This window comes from Paenibacillus sp. Y412MC10 (genome assembly GCF_000024685.1).
GTDB lineage: Bacteria > Bacillota > Bacilli > Paenibacillales > Paenibacillaceae > Paenibacillus_AQ > Paenibacillus_AQ lautus_A.
In genome coordinates this window covers 2,905,975-2,925,850 of record NC_013406.1, presented here as the reverse complement: position 1 = coordinate 2,925,850, position 19,876 = coordinate 2,905,975, and the positions used below count along the sequence as shown (strand labels likewise).

The 19,876-nt window shown below is 49.5% G+C and carries 19 protein-coding genes and 1 other annotated feature; of the genes, 1 reads left to right on the top strand and 18 read right to left on the bottom strand.

What is annotated here, in order from left to right:
- Positions 1-24: 24 nt before the first annotated feature.
- The 14 genes from GYMC10_RS12860 to GYMC10_RS12795 form a co-directional block, all read right to left on the bottom strand.
- Entirely contained in the window at positions 25-1,638 is a 1,614-nt protein-coding gene (locus GYMC10_RS12860; RefSeq protein WP_015734846.1) for an ABC transporter substrate-binding protein, read from the bottom strand.
- A gap of 123 nt (positions 1,639-1,761) precedes the next feature.
- The gene (locus GYMC10_RS12855; RefSeq protein ID WP_015734845.1) at positions 1,762-2,658 is read right to left on the bottom strand and encodes a carbohydrate ABC transporter permease; all 897 of its coding nucleotides are present in this window, start codon (positions 2,656-2,658) and stop codon (positions 1,762-1,764) included.
- Between the two features lie 12 nt (positions 2,659-2,670).
- Positions 2,671-3,627 carry an ABC transporter permease gene (locus GYMC10_RS12850; protein WP_036663522.1) on the bottom strand — a complete coding sequence of 319 codons (957 nt, stop codon included), beginning with the start codon at positions 3,625-3,627 and terminating at the stop codon, positions 2,671-2,673.
- A gap of 178 nt (positions 3,628-3,805) precedes the next feature.
- Positions 3,806-4,774 (bottom strand): LacI family DNA-binding transcriptional regulator, encoded by a 969-nt coding sequence (locus GYMC10_RS12845; RefSeq protein ID WP_015734843.1) that lies wholly within the window; start codon positions 4,772-4,774, stop codon positions 3,806-3,808.
- 111 nt (positions 4,775-4,885) lie between these two features.
- Positions 4,886-6,106 (bottom strand): MFS transporter, encoded by a 1,221-nt coding sequence (locus GYMC10_RS12840; RefSeq protein ID WP_015734842.1) that lies wholly within the window; start codon positions 6,104-6,106, stop codon positions 4,886-4,888.
- 119 nt (positions 6,107-6,225) lie between these two features.
- A complete protein-coding gene (locus GYMC10_RS12835) occupies positions 6,226-8,733 on the bottom strand; it encodes a WG repeat-containing protein (RefSeq protein ID WP_015734841.1) in 2,508 nt (835 codons plus the stop codon).
- Positions 8,734-8,900: 167 nt separating this feature from the next.
- Positions 8,901-9,362 (bottom strand): DUF2269 family protein, encoded by a 462-nt coding sequence (locus GYMC10_RS12830; protein ID WP_015734840.1) that lies wholly within the window; start codon positions 9,360-9,362, stop codon positions 8,901-8,903.
- Positions 9,362-9,982 (bottom strand): TetR/AcrR family transcriptional regulator, encoded by a 621-nt coding sequence (locus tag GYMC10_RS12825; RefSeq protein ID WP_015734839.1) that lies wholly within the window; start codon positions 9,980-9,982, stop codon positions 9,362-9,364. Before GYMC10_RS12825 ends, GYMC10_RS12830 begins: the two co-directional genes overlap by 1 nt.
- 26 nt (positions 9,983-10,008) lie before the next feature.
- Positions 10,009-10,461: a hypothetical protein gene (locus tag GYMC10_RS12820; RefSeq protein WP_036663524.1), complete on the bottom strand. Its 453-nt coding sequence runs from the start codon at positions 10,459-10,461 to the stop codon at positions 10,009-10,011.
- A 185-nt stretch (positions 10,462-10,646) separates the two neighbouring features.
- Positions 10,647-11,891 carry an MDR family MFS transporter gene (locus GYMC10_RS12815; protein ID WP_015734837.1) on the bottom strand — a complete coding sequence of 415 codons (1,245 nt, stop codon included), beginning with the start codon at positions 11,889-11,891 and terminating at the stop codon, positions 10,647-10,649.
- 338 nt (positions 11,892-12,229) lie between these two features.
- The gene (locus GYMC10_RS12810) at positions 12,230-12,634 is read right to left on the bottom strand and encodes an NUDIX hydrolase (protein WP_015734836.1); all 405 of its coding nucleotides are present in this window, start codon (positions 12,632-12,634) and stop codon (positions 12,230-12,232) included.
- 34 nt (positions 12,635-12,668) lie between these two features.
- Positions 12,669-13,127: a DMT family transporter gene (locus GYMC10_RS12805; protein WP_015734835.1), complete on the bottom strand. Its 459-nt coding sequence runs from the start codon at positions 13,125-13,127 to the stop codon at positions 12,669-12,671.
- Positions 13,128-13,160: 33 nt separating this feature from the next.
- The gene (locus tag GYMC10_RS12800; RefSeq protein WP_015734834.1) at positions 13,161-13,862 is read right to left on the bottom strand and encodes a Crp/Fnr family transcriptional regulator; all 702 of its coding nucleotides are present in this window, start codon (positions 13,860-13,862) and stop codon (positions 13,161-13,163) included.
- 51 nt (positions 13,863-13,913) lie between these two features.
- Complete coding sequence (locus tag GYMC10_RS12795; protein ID WP_015734833.1) at positions 13,914-14,339, bottom strand: DMT family transporter; 426 nt, start codon at positions 14,337-14,339, stop codon at positions 13,914-13,916.
- Between the two features lie 350 nt (positions 14,340-14,689).
- Here GYMC10_RS12795 and GYMC10_RS12790 point away from each other — a divergent pair, with 350 nt between their 5' ends.
- On the top strand, positions 14,690-15,553 hold the full coding sequence (locus GYMC10_RS12790; RefSeq protein ID WP_015734832.1) for a pentapeptide repeat-containing protein: 864 nt from the start codon (positions 14,690-14,692) through the stop codon (positions 15,551-15,553).
- 137 nt (positions 15,554-15,690) lie between these two features.
- Here the strand turns inward: GYMC10_RS12790 and GYMC10_RS12785 are convergent, their stop codons facing one another.
- From GYMC10_RS12785 to GYMC10_RS12770, 4 genes are all read right to left on the bottom strand, one after another.
- Positions 15,691-17,379, bottom strand: a complete 1,689-nt coding sequence (locus GYMC10_RS12785; RefSeq protein ID WP_015734831.1) for a glutamine--tRNA ligase/YqeY domain fusion protein — start codon at positions 17,377-17,379, stop codon at positions 15,691-15,693.
- 75 nt (positions 17,380-17,454) lie between these two features.
- Positions 17,455-17,713 (bottom strand) — a binding site (T-box leader).
- Positions 17,714-17,802: 89 nt separating this feature from the next.
- Positions 17,803-18,285 (bottom strand): translation initiation factor IF-3, encoded by a 483-nt coding sequence (gene infC / locus GYMC10_RS12780; RefSeq protein WP_015734830.1) that lies wholly within the window; start codon positions 18,283-18,285, stop codon positions 17,803-17,805.
- Positions 18,286-18,350: 65 nt separating this feature from the next.
- Complete coding sequence (locus tag GYMC10_RS12775) at positions 18,351-19,064, bottom strand: metallophosphoesterase family protein (protein ID WP_144374226.1); 714 nt, start codon at positions 19,062-19,064, stop codon at positions 18,351-18,353.
- Positions 19,065-19,157: 93 nt separating this feature from the next.
- Complete coding sequence (locus tag GYMC10_RS12770) at positions 19,158-19,598, bottom strand: GNAT family N-acetyltransferase (RefSeq protein WP_015734828.1); 441 nt, start codon at positions 19,596-19,598, stop codon at positions 19,158-19,160.
- Positions 19,599-19,876 lie beyond the last annotated feature (278 nt).

The window sequence follows — 19,876 nt, the reverse complement described above, 5'->3', positions numbered from 1 at the left end:
CCCACCTATCGTTTGATTATCTATCTATTTTAGATTTGCGTTATAACGATCTAGCCCATTTTGATAAATCTCCATCAATTCGTTCAAGCCCATTTTCTCCAGAGTCTTCACATAGCTGTCCCACTGCTCATCGACGCCGCCATCAACAATGAATTTTCCTCGTTGGGTATTGACATATTTAATCAATTCGGGCTCAATTCGATTGATTTTGTCCAGTTCCTCCGGCTCAAAGAAGATACTCGGATAGTTTTCCTTTTCCATATAGGGATCGTAATATTTCTCCAAGTCTTTAACGCGCTGCTGGGCTCTAGGCTCCAAATCAACGACTTTTCCCAAATCTTCGATGGTAATAACACCTGGTCCTCCAGCGCCTGGAGCGACTTTTTGACGGAATTCGCCTGCAGAAGTCCCTTCGGGAAGCGGCAGGTTTACCAATTTCCCATTCTCGTCCTTCTCGAATACGATATCCAGTGGACCCCAGTGGATTTGAGCAGCCATGTAGGGCTCATACTGCTGATCGATCCAACGCATCGTAATTTCCGGATTCTTGTTCTCTTTTGTAATCACGAAAGCGCCGCGTCCTGGACCGCCACCGTTGCCGCGACCGATCAATTGATCCCCGTTCGGTCCTTTGAGCGGAGACAGCAACGCATAATCCTCGCTTCGCTCCGGTCCAACCACCTCATCGACTTCCCACCAGATATAGGAACCGAGTGTTTCGGTTGATGTTTTCCCTTTGGCCAGATACTGAGCGGCGTCCTGGGTGAACGATTCAGGATCAATCAAGCCCTGCTTATACCATTTTTCATGGAAATATTTCAATGCTTCCTTATATTCAGGCTGCGTAGCAGTAAAGATCACTTTTCCGTCGCGGACGATCCGATGTTCCATGTTATCCGGAAGTCCAAAAGCTCCGAATATGCCAGCAATATCCATACACCACTGCATGTGCATAAAGCTTAACGGAATTTCGTCGGCCTTGCCGTTGCCGTTTGGATCCTGCGTTTTAAAGGCAACTAATGCTTCTGTATATTCATCCAATGTTTGCGGCATTTTCAGGCCCAGTTTGTCGAGCCAATTTTTATTGATGACGTGAAAGAAGGGGTTTGTTCCAAGATTGTTCTCTTCCCACGAAGGCAGCCCGTATATATGCCCATCCGGTGCCGTGATCGAGGACTTAATGTCAGGACGGCGATCTAAGAGCGCTTTCAGATTAGGCGCATATTGATCAATTAAATCTTCCAGCGGGAGGATGGTACCATCCTCTCCGTAAGTAACCAGCTCGTAATCGGAGAATCCGGCTCCGTAAAAAGCATCCGGTAAGTTGCCGCTGGCCAGCAGCAAATTTTTCTTCTCTGTAAAGTCGGTATCCGGAATGTTCTCCCACTCAATCTTAACGTTGGTTTCCGCTTCCAATCGTTTGAAAATTTCCATTTGCGAATACTCTGGCGCCAATGCTGCTTTCGGGGATACCATCTTTAACGATACCGGTTCATTCACAATCGGAAGACCCGTTTTGTTAAAATTCGCAGCCTGATCAGGATTATCCGACTGATTCTTGGCGTCTCCTGAACATCCACTCAGCGCAAAAGCTCCGGCTAACATAAGAATCCCCGCTCTTTTGAATACAGATTTCATCGTACATAACCTCCCTTAGATCATTACGCAAGATTGATACATTACTTTGTCTTTATCTATAGTGGTCTGGATGCTGATATATCGATTCTGCTGCGCATCCCCCCTTTCAAGTATCTGTCTTCATCATCCTTTGATCGATCCGATCATAACGCCTTTGACAAAGTACTTCTGCAGGAAAGGATAGAGAATCAGCAGCGGCAGACTGGATACAATGATGACGCCGTATTTGATCAGCTCCGTTACGCGCATCTTCGCCGCGTAGGATTCCACGTCCACCATCATGCCGGAGTTCACCTGATTCTGGACAAGAATGTTGCGAAGCACCAGTTGCAGCGGATATTTACTTTCGTCGTTCAAATAGATCAGAGCATCAAAGAAACCGTTCCAGAAACCGACGACATGATACAGTACCATGACGGCTATTATGGACTTCGATAAAGGCAATACAATGCTCCAGAAAAATCGGGTGTTGGAACAACCGTCGATCGAAGCAGCTTCCCACATTTCATCCGGGATGGAGGACTGAAAAAAGGTCCTTACGATAATGACATTCATGATGCCGCCGGCACCGGGGATCACAAGTGCCCAGATCGTGTTAAGCATGTGAAGATCCTTGATTAGCAAATACGTAGGAATCAACCCGCCGCTAAAAAACATGGTGATCAATAAGAACCACATGATAACAGGTCTTCCAACCAGATCCTTACGGGCTAACGGGTAAGCGGCAAATACGGTAACCGCTACTCCGATCAAAGTTCCAATACCCGCGTATAGCAGGGAGTTGGCATACCCGATCCAAATGGAGGAGTCATTGAATATTCGTTCATAGCCATCGAGCGTAAAGCCCTTCGGAAATAACCAGACTTCCCCCGAATAGATGAGATTGGGATCACTGAATGAAGCAATCAGCACAAAATACAGCGGAAATAATACGATCAGCATGACTACGGTCAAGAAGAAATAGTTGATGGCGTCGAACCATGCGTCTCCTCTGCTTTTACTCTTCAATAACTGGTTCAAAGTGAATCCCCCCTACCAAAGACTGGTTTCCGTTAATTTTTTGGCGACCCGGTTGACGGTGACAATCAGGATGATATTGATGACGGAGTTAAACAGTCCGACTGCCGTAGAAAAGCTGTACTGCGCCTTCTGAATCCCCAATTCATATACATAGGTCGGTATAATATTCGAAGTCGCATAGTTCAGATCGCTTTGCATTAGAAATGCTTTCTCGAAACCGATGCTCATGACGTTCCCGAGTGCGAGAATCAGAAGAATGACAATGGTTGGCAAGATCGAGGGAATGTCCACGTACCATACTCGCTTCCATTTACTTGCTCCATCCATAATCGCGGCTTCATGCAGTTCCGGATTGACCCCGGCAAGCGCAGCCAGGTAAATAATCGTAGCGAAACCGGTCTCTTGCCATATGCCTGACAAAATGTACAATGGACGGAACCATCCTTCGTCAGCCATGAATAGAATGGGTTCCCCGCCGAACCAGGTAATGATGAGGTTCACGAGACCACTGTTTGGAGATAAAAAAACATGCAGCATACCGACGAGCACAACGGTAGATATAAAGTGCGGTGCATAAATGACGGTCTGAATAAATTTCTTGTAACGCTTGCCCAGCATCTGATTCAGCATGATCGCAATAATAATCGGAGCCGGGAAGCTGAACACAAGCGATAGGAAACTGAGCGTTAGCGTATTTTTCATGATGGTCCAGAAATTATAAGAATTAAAAAAATCAATAAAATGCTGGAAACCCACCCATTCGCTGCCCCAAATGCCCTGGCTCGGTGAAAAATCCTTAAATGCAATTTGTACTCCGTACATCGGATAGTACTTGAACAGGAGATAAACCAGAATGATCGGCAGCAGGAACAGATACAGCTCATAGTTGCGTTTGACTCGACTCCAAGTTTTACGATTTTCTTTAATGAGGGGTTGTTGTCCCCCGGAATCTCGTGAAATCACCGTCATACTCCCTTTCTTCACAGCATGGAATTTGTATTTGAAACGTTTCCAATTTAATTGAAACGTTTCCAACTTAGTATAAGAAAAACGTCAACCAGTAATTATACCAGTAAAGCTTCTTCCGTAGCAGTTGATGTTTTTCTAATGAATAACCTAGGGTAAAGCATTTGCTTCCATGTAACAATCAAGTCGTTTCACCTTGTCTAAATATGACAGGAAGACGATAAACTTCCCGGTCCAATGTTTTGCCATCGATCTTTTTGAAGAGCAGCCTGATCGTCGTACGCGCCATCTCCTCTACAGGTTGTCTGATCGTTGACAATATCGGATGGAAATACGGATGATCCTGAATCCCGTCATATCCGATGACCTTTACATCCTCCGGAACGCGAATGCCCAGTCTGCCTGCTCTTTCGATATACTTGGCAGCGAACATATCCGTAATAGCAAAAATGCCGTCCACATCCCGATACTTATCTAGAAACTCGCAAAAATAGGCTTCATCGTCTACAACGGGGTCTGGCTTTTCGTAAATAACATAGTCGACTCCCATTGCTTTGGCTTCATGAATAAAGCCTTCTCTCCGATTCATAGTTTCACTGAAAACGGATGTGACGCTTCCCATAAAAGCCGGCTTTCGGGCACCCGCTTTGACAAGCTCCCTTAACGCCAGACGCCCTCCTTCATAATTATCCGAAGTTACGCATGTGATTTTCTTGTTGAAGTGCCTGTCTATACTGACAATCGGGATGTCATTGCTTACGTCATTTTCGATATCGTTGTACGTAATGCCGACAATACCTGCCACTTTGTTTTGTTGAAGCATATCAAGATAATACAATTCCTTCTCAGGTTTGCCGCCGCTATTACACAGCATGAGCTTAAAACCTTCTTGATCCAACTCATCTTCTATGTAATAAGCTAATTCCGAGAAAAAAGGATGCCAGATACTGGGTAGCAGCAGGGCTACCATCTTGGACTTTCGCATTTTGAAATTTCGGGCAATCTCATTAGGGATATAATTTAACTCTTGTATGGCCATCTCCACTTTTCTGCGTGTAGCGGGCTTAACGGCACCCGAATTGTTAATGACACGGGACACGGTGCCCACAGCCACACCAGCTAAGTTGGCTACATCTTTGATACTTGACATTTAACCCCCCACTTAAATCTCTTTTATGGAAATCATCATAACACCAAATTGGAAACGTTTCAATAACTTTTTTGGAAACGCTTTTTTTACAAAAGAAGAGCCCGGTTCGAATCAAACCGTACTCTTCCCGCTTTTATAGAGGATCCGGTTGACCTTTTCGGAGCTCAGCATCATGATCAAGGCAAACAATAGGATGACGACGGGAAACAAACCGATGGATATCTGGGCTGCAACGATCCCAAAGAGCGGGGGCAGTATCGTTGTGCCTGTATAGGCAACAGCCATTTGATACCCCATGATTCTGGACGATTGAGCTCTGCCGAAGCGCGCCGGCGTTTCATGCAGCATGCAAGGAAATATCGGCGCAAGGCCGAGTCCGATGACAATCAATCCGATGAGGGACAGATAGGGATGCAGCGGCAGTAATAACAGGACGGCCCCGGCAATAGCCGTCACCTGCCCGGCTCGTATGAGGGTGAGATTGTTCATCTTCAGCGTGACGAATCCGGTTATGAAGCGGCCGACCGTAATGCCCCCGTAATACATGGACACCCAGACTGCCGCTGTTTCCAAAGGCAGACCTCGGGTCCCTACCAGAAAGCTTGCTCCCCATAAACCGACGGTCACTTCCACACCGCAATAGAACAAAAATGCCAGCAAGGTAACCTTTACCCCTTTGATCTGCAGCGGATTCCCGCGTTTCTGGACCATGGCTTCCCCTCTGCTCGCGGAGTCGGTTCCCGTGTATACGTCCTGCATGTCTTGAGGCTTATGTCGGCTCGCCACGATCTTCCATAGCGGTAACGTAAGCAGCAGGATGAAGACCAGCACGAATTGCAGGATCGATACGGTATAATATCCGTCTCTCCATGCATTGCCGGTCCCCATCGAATAGGACATGATGATCGGTCCTAACGTTGCGCCGACGCCCCAGAAGCAGTGCAGCCAGCTCATATGATGGGCCTTATAGTGGTTGGCCACGTAATTGTTCAACCCTGCATCCACTGCCCCTGCGCCTAAACCAAGCGGAATCGCCAGCAGAATGAGCCAGAACAGCGATGGAGCAAACGAAAACCCGAGCAGCGCGCTGGCCGTCAGCAAACAGCTGATAAATGTAACAATCCCCGTCCCGAAGCGTTCGATCACGCTTCCGCTGACCAGGCTGGACACGATCGTGCCTCCGGTTACCATCATTGACAGTAAACCCGCAGATTCAAAGGCCGCTCCGATATCCGGCTGCATGGCCGGCCAGGCGACACCAAGCAGCGAATCCGGAAGCCCTAAACTAATGAAGGCAAGATAAATAATAAGAAGAAAAAATGTTACCACCATGAAGGTCCTTTCTATGTTGTAATCAATCGGGCAATATTCATCTATTCTAAACCTTGTTCGGTCTTATGAAAAGGCCAGGCACGGCTTTTGTCCTCGAAAGCGGCGCGCTGAATGAAATGTCAGGAATGGAACGCCTTCCAGAATTCACCTTCGGTATTGATGATATCCCGGATCTGTGCGAACGGAATGGTGAATGTCGGAAAACCCGCCGCGTAAGGAGCGATCTCATAAGGCGCAAACACCAGATGAATCGCATGATCCTTCACATAGAAGGACTGGTCGGGAGCGATTCCCGTATAACTGTCCGGGAACACGTACGAATACTGAGGATCTTCCTTGATCTGCTTGCCGACGATCCGGCTGAGCTCCTGCACATAATCGCTGCCTGGCTTAAACAAATCCTTCAGCGAATACATGCTGCCGTTCCCCAGGTTAATCAAGGCAAAGGTTCGGGTCGGCATGCCATGCGCGGCACCGAAGGGATAATGATAACCGTTCAGCTCGAGTACAAGCAGCTGCTCCTTGTAGAAAATGACGTCAAAATCGCCTGTATAAGCATATTCCAACAGCTGGTCCGCCGGAATAAACTTTACTTGAGACATGTCTTTAAGCTTGTTATTAACCGCTTGCTCGGCAGCCCGATCCCGCATTCCCTCGATCTGAGGATAATAAACTAAGTAATCCGGATTGGGTTTATACTTCTCCTCTACGACCTGATAAGGAGGGTGTAACGGAATTACGGTATTCTGCTTCCATATGACGCGGCCCGACCGATCCAGATACGACAGCCTCTGATCGACCATGGCCTTTATCAAGCCGCCTGGTTCCAGCGTAAATGAACCGCTGCCGTTCACGCGGGGATATCCCGGCGCCGGTTGGCCTGATCGATCGATGAAATACGTCTGCATTGCATCATATACCGAGGCCAAACCATGCTTGAATTCAAGAACGTCACGATATACATAATCGGACAGCTTCCTTCCGTCCCAATCTGCGATGGCATAGATGGATCCAATATACGGCTGTTCCGGATCAATCGCACGACCGAGCGCAAACCGGTCTTCCTTCAAATCCCGGATGTCGTTATACTCCGGCTGGATGACCCATTTCCCTCGTACATTAATGACGCCATACTTTGATCGGTAATCTTCAGACGTATTAACGATAGCTCTGCCTCGATGGAAAGGAAATGCCGAAGTGTAAGCCGGCGGGATGACAACGTTCCCCTGTTCATCGATATATCCGTACTTCCCGGCGCTTTCCTTCTGGAAGGCCAGCATGCCCTCACCTAGCGGTCCAACGTAAGCGAACGGATAGGTGGCGAATTGGCGTCCCTGGGGATCGATGAGGGCATACAGATTTTCTTTTACTTTCACAACGGCTTTGCCGCCTGCAAAATCATTCGCTTCCTCATACTGCGCAGGGATCGCCTCCTGACCCTCGGCATCGAGGTAGCCGTATCGGCTGTTTGCGCCATCTCCGCCGCCGGAATCGGTGACATCGAAAACGGCTCTTCCTTCGCTAAGCCCCGCGATATACGGATAACTCTGCCTTGTCAGCACTTTCCCTTGTTCGTTGATCATCTGAAAGCCTTGACGATCGATCACGGTCGCTCGATGTTCCAAGAATGGACTGATGGATTGATACTTGGGCTTCACGACGAAACGGGCGAACCGGTCGATGAGCCCATAAAGGCCGTCTGCGCCAACAACTGCAAGGCCATTGTCCTGGAAATCCTGAGCATCCTCATACTTGGGTTGAATGACCATGCTGCCGCTACGGTCAATGTATCCCCACTTTGTTCCGCTCGTTGTTTTCACGGATGCCGGATATAAGCGGCCCAGGGTCTGCGATTGCCCCCTGCTTGCCAGCATTTCCTTGATCCGGCTCTCAAGCTCAAACAGAATCTCGCGTGAAGGGTAAGGCTCTGCGAACTCAAGTGCTTTACGGACCGACACAAGCGCGGCCTCCGGCATCCCTGCCCGGTATTGCGCGTCTGCCAAGTAGTACCAATAATAAGCGTAATCCGGATGTTCGTGCGTCAATCTCTCGTAATACTGAACGACGGCAGGAAAATAATAAGGGTAAGCATCCGTTGCAGACACTAACGTTCCTCGGTCCCACCTGACCACTTCGACTCGATACGCTTCCCCCGTATCGTGGATCCATAACGCGATTTCAGCAAGACCATCCGAGCCCGCCGGACCGGGCAGATCCACGATATCGATATAACTGAAATTCACGTCAGCAGGCGCGATATCCTTATATCCCTCCGGAGTCCATGCGTAGATCGACAATTTGGACCAGATAGAGCCGAGCTGCCAACCTACGATCACATGGTTCAGGCTAGGGTTTAACACGGGAGCTGCCGTCAGTAAAGTAACCCCATACCCCTGTCCCATGACATTGGCAACGACTTCGTAACCATCATTTCGATAAAACAGCACAAATAGATACAATGCTTCATCCAATCGATAGACTCCAATGATTTCAGGCACCTTATCTCCCGTGACATCGGCGGTTATGACGGCAGCATGTTTGGCAGTATGACCCATGTGTACAATTTCCGCGCCGTTTGGCAGATAAGCCTTAACCATCTGAACCAGCTGCGGATCATAAACGGACATGAAGTTTTCCTCCCTATTCGCAAGCTTTCTCGCCTAATCGTATGCAGACGATTGTCAAATATGCGCTAACGCGAGAGGGAGACGGCGCTTCACGCGACATGTTTCGTTACGGACCGTTAACTAAAAACGACCCGATCGCGGTTTAGCGATCAGATCGTCATTATCGTTCAGAATGGTTTACTCACCATGAGGTATAAAATAACGAACGGCAGCAGTGTTGCTATCGTCCCGCCTACCGCCCAATACGTTGAAACTCGCTTATAACTTGCTGAAATCCCTCCATCCTTTACGGACTGCAAACTATGCCGAATCATTCCTTTTTGCAGAGGAATCAATATGCCCGCCCACAAAATTCCCGTAACGCCGAACAAAACCAAGGAAGCCGTAAGCCAGCTCATCCCGCTCATTCCATATCCGGCTTGCACGGCCATCACCATGCCTGAAACGATGATCAGCAGCAGGCTGGGAAGCGTGAACACGGCATCGGCTAACATGACATTTTTTACCGTGTGATGGATCTCTGCAGGATCCCCTTTCAGGTCCGCCCGCACCTTCCAGAATGCCGCCGTGACGATATTGCCCAGAAACAATACGCATCCGGAGATGTGAAGAAATAGCCATAACGTCATCAGTCATCCCCCTCCTTCCGATGTCCGGGCCGCAATATATCGATGATGAAATCCGAATATTCCTTCGTGCTGAATACATCGCTTGTTACGCCGATAAGCCCCCGCATCCGCAATCCGAAAGACAACAGCTCGAACAGCTCCGCCGTCCGTTCCGCATCGATGGATTTCGTTATGACGCCGGCTTCCTGGCCCGTAACAATCCATTCCTTGGAAGTGGCCGTCGCTTCCCTGTAGAAGCCAGCCACAATGTCGGCAATTTCCGGCTGATCGCTTTTGCCGATCAGGTACATCAAGATCAGGTTGCTGACATCGTCCCTGCTTTCCAGTCTCGACATGCCGCTTGTTATGGCATTCATCGGCCCGTCAAACTGTTTCATGTCCCCTTGCTTGTTCACCTCGTTCATGAACTGCTCGTTCTGTTCGGCAAGCTTTGCTCTTAACACGAGGACAAACAGCTCATCCTTGCTTGAAACATAATGAAAAATAGCTCCCTTGGACAAGCCGGAACGCTTCATGATGTCATTGAGCGTGGTTTGGCTTGCGCCCTGCTCACGTATCAGTTCTTCCGTGGCTTCAAGCAGTATTCGCTTGGTCTGCTCTCGTCGTTCTTCCTGCTTCATCTGTTATCCTCCTTGATGATGGTTGGTTACCCCTGAGGCGGAAGCCATCCCGCCATGATGACCGCCGCCAGGAATACGATTTGCATCAGCGTTCTCGGTCCGATCGGAGTGGCCGGCTTGCCGTCGAGCGGCAATCGGTGTTTTGCAGCGTACACATTGGCCGGAAACATGGCCAGCAGCATAAGAGCCAGGCCTGAAGAGGCGAAGGCGGCCGTGGCCGGAATAAGGATCAGAATAGCTCCCGCAATCTCCAGCACCCCTGTGACGCTAACGACAAACGCGGCATTAGGGATCCCCGGCGGGACCATCGCGATCAGATCGGCTCGGCGTTTTCCCCAATGGGCAGAAGCCGTAATCAGGAACATGACCGCAACCGCAAACCTGAGCGAAATAACCCAATCATTCGTATACTCCCAACCTGCAAAGCCCAGTACCCGAAACAAAAGAAGCGACACGAACATGGCTATAAACGGTATCATGGCCTTCACCAACCTTCCGTGAATTTGTAACTCCATTATATATACCGACCGGCGGTTTGTAAATATTAAAATACAACATTTTTCCAAACCTCCACGTCGAGCCTCGAATGAAAAAGTAAAAAACCAAGCCGGTTGCGTCCCAACCCGGCTTGGCCCTTTCGTTATACGATCCATTCAAGCGTCCGCTAGCTATGCCTTTTTTCTACATACATTCGAAATAGCAGAATGTACAACACCGTGCTGATCAAGGCCGATAACAGTATGATGCCGAATACGCCCATCGGCGGTACCCAAGCTGACAGAAATACCGTCACCGGCGCCAGCAATCTTCCTACCGTAAATTGCAAACTGTCAGCTCCCATATACTGTCCTCTTGCATGCTCCGGCGCATAATGGCTGATAAAACTTTGCGTTACCGGCGAGCGGACAATTTCCCCGAAAGTAAAAATAATGGTTACGAAGAATAAAAACCAGATGTTGGTGTTCAGCCCGAGCGCAAACGTGCCTACACCGGATAGCAAGGAAGAAAGAACGAATACGTCACGCTCCTTCCAGTTCCGAAACCACTTGGTGACCGGAAGAATAAATAGAACGAACAGGAGCCCGTTAAGGCCCAGTACCCACCCAAGAATCTCCGTGCTCGATAATATTAGCGAATGACCGTTCCAGGAGAACAGCGTCTGGGATGGCACATAATCGATGACATATACCGCCAAATACAGGTCCAGCTGCATGATGGTCACAAGGGCAAATATCCCTGCCAGTATGTATATCAGAAACACTTTATCCCGAAAAATGATGCCGTATCCCTTCCACTGCGCCTTAAACACCTGAAGGATCGAATCAGATCGCTCCGGATCGTTCGCTGAAGCCGGTAAGGTTTCCTGAACAATGAAGTAAATCGCGATGAAATAGACCAGCAATACGAATGAACATGACCACAGGAGCTCTTGCCGATACTGAAAAAAGAAAATGGCGCCAAGCGCCGGGCCAAGCACGGCCCCTAGGTTGTTCGCCGTCGTAAACGTTGCGAATACCTGCCGTCGTTCTTGAACGGGAACCAAATCCGCTACCATCGCCGAACTGGCCGGCCTGTAGATGGCTCCCCCGAATCCGATGCCGATAAATGCGGCATAATCGGTCCAGTGCGAAGGCGACAGCGCGAACAGCGCAAACATGACCGTTTGCAGCGAGGCGCCAAGCAGCATGACGGGGCGTCGTCCCAGCCGATCGGCCAAGGCGCCGCCGAGCAGGCTGCCGACGATGCTGAATATCGGAGGAACCGTCATCAGGATTCCCGCAATATGATTGCCTAGAGCAGCGCCGAAATAAACCGTTATGAAAGGGAAATACATCCAAAACAGCATATTGAACAGCGCTTCACCGAACAATCGAACTTTTAAATTGGTATTCCATAATCGAATTGGCATATAACTCCCTCTTTCCGTCCAAACAACACAAGTTAAACATTTGGCGATGCAGTTTCTCTCCCGGCCGGGTATTACAAACTATAGGGCATTTTCCTGGCAAAATATAGACTTATATTTAACGCTGAGTTATACTAATAATATCAAAGCCGAATATAGTGATTTTCAATTTAGATGACCCATAAAACGAACATTTGTTCCAAATACAAAAGACGCTCCCCTCGGAGCGTCTTTCTTTGTTGCATGGCTGTATTCACTTGGGCCTGCTGTCAGGGCGAGCATGAATATCGAAAGCGCCCGTCAAATTGGCAGCCCGGATGCAAGATGATGTTCCCTGAGGGCTAATCCGCCAGCTTTTTCAGTTCATGTAAATGATCAAAAATCATCTGGCTGACCTCGGAGACCCGTCCCCGATCCTTATACGTGAGCCATGCCAGCTCTTCAATCTCCGAAGCCGGGTTTATCTTCCCTTCATATTCAGCCGTGTAACAGGACATCGTTACCCGAACGCCCTCCGATTTACCGTGGGCGGAAGCGCGGAAGCTCCCTGCATTCGCCGCGGACTCCGGTTTGATGCGAACGGACAGCTCCTCCTCAATTTCCCGAACCAGGGTTTCGATATCGGATTCTCCCGGTTCCCGCTTTCCTCCGGGCAGGTAATACGTGTCCTTGCCTTTGGAACGTGCGCACAGCATGCGTCCATCCACGATGTGGATCCAAGCGATTTTATCAATTTCCGTTATCATATGGATTCCTCCCTCATTCTTCGTTTGCTGATGGCTATGCCGTCTCTTGCTGCTCCTGTTTACCGCCTAACTTAAATACTAGTATGCCCCCGACAATCACAAGAACACCGATCAACTGATTGCTCGTAAACGGGACCTTCTCCAGACCCAACCAGCCCAAGGAGTCCCACAGCAGCGCGAAGCCGAGCTGCGAGGTCATAACGATCGAAATCGCGAATGTAGCACCAAGCAGCCTTGTCGCTTGTACCAAACAGATCACGACCCCGACTCCGATCATTCCGCTGATCCAGTACCAAGGCTCCATGTTTTGAATGTCGAATGTCCCTTTTCCCTCTACGGCAAGACTCATGACGAACGAAGCCACAAAGCCCATGCCTAGCACCAACGTCGTTGTAGACCAGGAGCCTGTTTTTTCATTCACCCTGTTGTTGAAAATGTTCTGCAAGCTAACCAACGAACCCGCGATCAGCGCTAATACCAATCCTGCTACCATGCTCTATCTCCCTTACGGTTTCTTTCACCATCGTCATTCTTCGTAGATATTGCCGCCGGCTACACTCATCAACGCTTCCCGATCTTTAATCAGAATGGAACCTTTGCGACGCACGATCAGTCCTTCATGGCTGAATTTCTGGATCACCCGGTTTAAATGCCGATAACTGGTTCCGAGCAGATTCGCGACATCCGTCAGATGGTATGCGGCCGGGTCGCTCATGACAAACGTGCCCGACGCTTCCTCCGAAACGGACAGTAAATAACTGGCCAGTCGCACCTCAACCGGGTGCAGTAAATTAAAACTCAAGAAATTGGATTTGATATAAAATTTCCGCGTGATGATCCGCAGCAAAAATTGAAGCAGCGGCGGATGCTCCTGCCCGTATTTGCGAAGCCAGCGATAATGCACGCCGATCATGTAGACGGGCGACACGGCCTGCACCGTATTGATCATCGGATTTCCCTGAACGTATTCGATGTCTCCAATCACCTCGAGCGGGTTTTTGAATGAAAGGACCAGCGCCTTGCCTTCCGCGGATGTCGTGAAGATTTTAATTTTCCCTTCAACCAGGACGTACAGCATCTCGGCAGGCTCGCCTTGCGTACAGATGATGTCGCCGTGGTCAAAATGATATAACACCAAATAAGGCCTTAGCCCATCGGGAAATATGGAATTGATTTGGTTGCTTAACAAAAAATCCTGCATGAGCTCGGCATCATGAATTTCCTTCACGTCCCTGTCTCCTTTCCCCATCACCCGTCTAAAGGCCCCTTATTATCCGCATCATAATTTGATAATCACGACTCCGGCAATCATCATCCCAATCCCGATGAATTGAGGCAAACTCATTCTCTTCTTCGCCACGCCGAACCATCCGTTGCTGTCAATCAGGAACGTCAAGAATAACTGGGCGATTAATAACGCAGATATCGTTAATGTAACACCGATGTTCTGAATCGCCGTCACCTCGCTGAATATGATGGGCGCGCCCAACGCTCCGCCGATCAGATACAGCGGCTTCACTTGCCCGAAGCCTTGCCTGCTGCCGTCCCGGACGAACAGCAGAATGACCAATGCCATCAAAAACCCGGTCAGCTGCGTGACCGCGGCGGCTTGCCACGTCCCCATATCCTGGCTGATCCGTGCATTGGCTACACCTTGCAGCGTAATGCAGGCACCGCCAATGAATGCAAATAAAATTCCTCTCACGATACATACTCCTTCATCTATAGATCTGTATACTATTAAAAGTGATCTCACCGGACGCAGGAAAGGACATATGTCCTGAAATGAACGGGATTCCACATCAAGCCTGTCCGAAGACACGAATTTCATTATATACTATCTGTTGGCTTTTCATCGATCATGCACAAAAAGCTGCCTAAATTTCCTTGGCAGACTAAACGATGGATGCGCAGATCGGGCTCTCACGCATTCTTAAGGTATAAAACAGTTAAAACCAACATTGCATCTATGACTCTATCCTTATTTTGATTTAAAATATAACTATAATGAGTCATTTATTGACGTTTCTATGACCGGAAGGAGCTCCTCTACACATGCTAGACAGACAAGAACACAACCCTGATGAACAGGGCCGAATTCAACTGCAATCGGATTGCGAACGCTGCTTTGGATTATGCTGCGTCGCTTTGCCTTTCGCTTCCTCCACCGATTTTGCCATCGACAAAGACGGCGGGACTCCTTGCCGCCATCTGCAATCCGACTTCCGATGCGGCGTGCACAACAGCCTGCGGCAGCGAGGCATGCGGGGATGCACCGTTTATGAATGCTTCGGCGCGGGACAAATGGTTTCACAGGTTACCTATAACGGACGCGACTGGCGGCAGGCCCCTGAGACGGCCAAAGAAATGTTCGACGTATTTCCGATTATGCGACAGCTTCACGAGCTGTTATGGTACCTGAACGAAGCGCTGAGTTTGCAGCCGGCGCATGGCATACATTCTGATCTTAGGTCGTCGCTGGAAGCGACGAGGAGGTTGACCCAGCTTCCAGCCGCATCCCTGTTACGGCTGGATGTGGCAGCTCATCGCGCCGAAGTGAACCAGCTGCTTCTTCGAACCAGTAAGCTTGTGCGGGACGATGCGCGACAGAAGCATAAAGGGCCGCCCGTGCGTCGGAAGATCGGGGGCCGTGGTGCCGATCTCATGGGAGCAAAGCTTAAAGGAGCTGACCTTCGATACGCCAATCTGAGAGGAGCTTACCTCATTGCGGCGGACCTCAGAGGAGCCGATCTGCGGGCCGCGGATTTGATCGGGGCCGATTTCCGGGATGCGGACCTAAGGGGAGCTAATTTAACGAACAGCCTCTTCCTTACTCAATTCCAGGTTAACGCGGCGAAGGGAGACGCAAACACCCGGCTTCCCTCATCCTTATCCCGGCCGGCACATTGGACGGCTTAACGTCCCATGAATAGCAGCATACACAGGATCATTGATCAAGACCTTCGCAAAGGATTCTCCGGCAGCCACTCGCTGCCGGCTTTTTTGTGCTGTCTGAGTGTCCGTACCCGACGATCGCAGCCCCTTGATCGTATCCATTAATTCTTGCCGGTCTTCTTCCATGAATCCTTCAACGAAACGACCCGGTTAAACACCAGCCTATGCTCTGTTGCATGCTTGGAATCCAAGCAGAAATAGCCGTGTCTGATAAATTGGTACGTTCGGTTCATGGCCGCTTCCTTCATGGAGGGCTCCAGTATGGCGTCTTTGATCCGAATCAACGAATCGGGGTTCAGGAGATCCGCCCAGATATTATCCGATTCCAACAACTCGGCCGATTCCTTCAATAATGTATCGTACAAGCGAAGCTCCGCCGGAATCCCATGCTTCGCTGAGACCCAGTGCAGCGTGGATTTCACCTTGCGCCCTTTGAATCCGCTGCCGCTCTTCGTCAGTGGATCATATGTGCAGTGAATTTCCATGATGTCCCCCGTTGCCGGGTCTTTCACGACATGCTCGCATTTGATGAAGTAGGCGCCTTTCAGGCGCACTTCCTTGCCGGGCGATAACCGATGAAATCCGGGTTCCGGCTCCTCCATGAAGTCCTCCCGTTCGATGTATAGCTCCCGTGAAAAAGGAACCTCCCGCATCCCTAGCACTTCGTCATGTTCATGATTCGGTATGCTCAGCATCTCGGTGCGATCTTCCGGAACATTCGTAATGATCACCTTCAGCGGGTTCATGACCGCCATCGCATTGCGGCACCGATCCTTCAAGTCCTGACGGATGAAATGGTCGAGCATCGCCGAATCCACCATGCTGTTGCCGCGAATCACGCCAAGTTCGTCCAGGAAATGCCGGATTCCCTCGGGAGTCACCCCCCGTCGCCGAAGTCCTTTCAACGTAGGCAGTCTGGGGTCATCCCACCCGTCCACAAAACCTCCCTCGACGAGTTCCCTCAGGTATCGCTTGCTTGTTACGTATCCGGAGATGTTCAATCTGCCAAACTCCCGCTGCTTCGGGGGCTCCGTCACTTCCAGCTCGGCCAGCACCCATTCGTACAGCGGTCGATGCTCTTTAAATTCGGCAGAGCACAGCGAATGAGTGATTCCTTCAATCCAATCCTGGATCGGATGGGCAAAATCATACATCGGGTACACGCACCACGTAGTTCCCGTACGATAATGCTCGGCATGAATAATCCGGTATAAGACAGGATCTCTCAGATTCATGTTGGGCGAAGACATATCGATTTTGGCCCGGAGCACTTTCGCGGACGTTCGGAATACCCCTGCCAGCATTTGTTCGAATAACGATAAATTCTCCTCGATGCTGCGCTCTCGAAACGGGCTGTTCATGCCGGCTTCGGTCAGCGTCCCCCGGTATTCCGTCATTTGTTCCGGCGTGAGATCACAGACATATGCCTTCCCCTTGGTGATGAGTTTCCTTGCTGCCTCAGCGATTTGATGCGCATAATCCGATCCGAAATAAACGCCCGGCTTCAGTCCGAGCCACTCGATATCCTCCCGGATCGCATCCACGTATTTCATGTCTTCCTTCAGCGGATTCGTATCGTCGAACCGAAGATTGAATGTCCCGTTAAACCGGCTGGCGATGGCATGGTTAATGTGGATTGCATAGGCGCTGCCGATGTGCAGATAACCGTTGGGCTCTGGCGGGAACCGCGTAGCCACCGGCCTGTGATATACGTTGTTCTCCACATCCTCCTTGATCATCCTGGTCAAAAAATCCGCCTTTTCCGCTTCCTTGTTGTTGTCGTTGCTCATAATCGAATCCTCCTTATGTTTTTTTACTGCCGCAATGCCGTATAAAACAAAAAATCCCGTCTCCAAGACATAAGTCTTGGGGACGAGATTCGTTTCGCGGTGCCACCCCGGTTTGCCGATATCTCTCGATACCAGCCTTATCGGGTACGGCCATCACGCGATCGCTTATACCCTAGCTCTGTAACAGGAGCTCCTGTCGCACCATCCCTTATCGATAAGTTCCGATGCGCCGCTCGGAGGCTTGGTTCAATGAAGGGCTTCCCGCTCCTTTTCAGCATACCGGAGCTCTCTGTGGGGATTCCTGTTCATTTACTCTTCTCTTCATGGCGTTTATAATTTGATCCATAATATCACCAGAAACTCAAAAAGTAAACCGCTGTACGTCACCAATAATGAAACGCTCTTGTAAGACGTTCCGCAAGATTATACCGGCAGCAGCTTCACCGCAGCCTGTTTGCCGCTGACCTGAATGCCCGTTTCCTTCTTGCCCACCCCGGCCAGATCTTGAACGAGTCGTTCAAGCAGCTTACGGGCCGCTTCGCCTTCCTTGCCCTGGATGCGTATGACCGGCTGGACGGCTTTGCCCGCTGCCAGCAGCTTATGCACCTGCGAGAGCTTGGTGTCGTAATCATGCTCTTCGATATGTACGGACAGGCGGAATTCCTTGACTTTGATCGGACCGCCCGAAACCTGCTGCTTCGCTTTAACCGCCTCCTGCTTCGCTTGGCCGCGGCTTACGAGCTTGCATGGCGGCGGGCTGCTGAACAACGAGGTGCACACCAAATCGGCTTTGTGACGCTTAGCCAGGGCAAGCGCCTCTTCCCTGGAGACGACGCCCAACTCCTCGCCGTTCAAGCCGGTAAGCTCGACTTCGCGCGCTTTTATCTTTTCGTTCATCATCAACATGGACTGATCCTCCTATTATGTCTGTTAAACCATGGCTTTAATGATAGAATAACATACTCTTCCTATCACTCCGCAGGCACGGACCGGACAAAATACGTTCGGTATTCCAGTTGTTCCGTGATTTCCAGGCAGTTCAACTGCTTACCGTATACGCATGCTCCATCGATGCCGATTTTGTCCCCATCGCCACAGAACCAAATATGCTCCGAGTCATGCAAGTTGACGGCCGGGGTATGCCCGAATACCACGGTTTTGTTGATGCCGGTGGGATAATTGAAGAATGGTTCCCGTATCCAGATGAAATCATGTGGAGGCTGCTGCTTCCAGTCTTCCACGCCCGGATTGATTCCGGCATGCACGAATATGTGGGTGTCTGTTTCATAATACAGGGGCAGTGTATCGAGAAATGATAGATGATGCTCATATTGCCCTTTTATATAGGCTTTGCCTTCATTGTATCTGGAGCGATCCATATCGCCATCAAAAAAATCGGCGCCGCAATAACTTTCAATCGTATTTCGCGCACCATTGCGAATCCAGCGTGAATTCACTTCGTCCGTATCCAGCAGAATGGCATCCAGCATCATTTGATCATGATTCCCGCGGAGGGTGATGACGCCGGAATCCCGCATCCCCATCACCTGTTCAATCACTTCTTTGCTTTTTGATCCGCGATCCACATAATCCCCAAGCAGGACCAGCTTATCCTGTGCGGGATGATACCGCACTTCGGACAATAACCGATTGAATTCATCATAGCAGCCATGAATGTCGCTTATCGCTAAGGTTCGAATCGCAGTCCCCTCCCTTCCCCTTTTATAGGTCCGCCATAAGTTATGGCAGAACGCACGGTTTTATTATGAACGTCTATATTATACAAAATTATATTTAGCCATCACATCTCCCCAGGGAGCATAACCGGCTTCCGTAAACCCGATTTGGGTATAGAGCCTTTTTGCACGCTCGTTCCCGGGTTTGTAACACAGCATAACATCGTCCGTACGATTCGGCGAATGCCGAATCTCATCAAGAACCAGGCGAATCGCAGGCTTGGCATAATGCATTCCCTGAAATTTGCCGTCGATCATAAATCGGTATATCCAATAGTTGTCATCGTGCAGGTGCAGTCCGTACATAACAAATCCGATCATTTCATCATCATGGAAAATGGCTCTCGTTTCGAAACCCTCCATAAATTGAGCTTCCGCTATGGAATATAGATTAGGGGCAATCCATTTCTCCTGTTCAGGTTTGGGTTTAAGGCGGATGCAATCCTCCCAATTATCTTTATCTATGACATGAAGTGATATCAAATGCAAGACTCCTTCAACATGGTTTATGCCTCTATCCTAATTCAACTCGGGCGATATTTCACGGTAATAAATATGTAAATCCAAACAGGACGCAGCACGTTGTCAGGTACCGTGCAAGATAATGAATGATTATAAGCATTTATTCCATATTCCGTTCACTTCCCAATGGATAAACTAGAAGTAACTTTATTCTACATGGAGGCGATATCTATGCGGCAATGTCACAACGACATCCAACCGAAAGGACTACAAATGATGAAACGAATGAGGGTTACGAT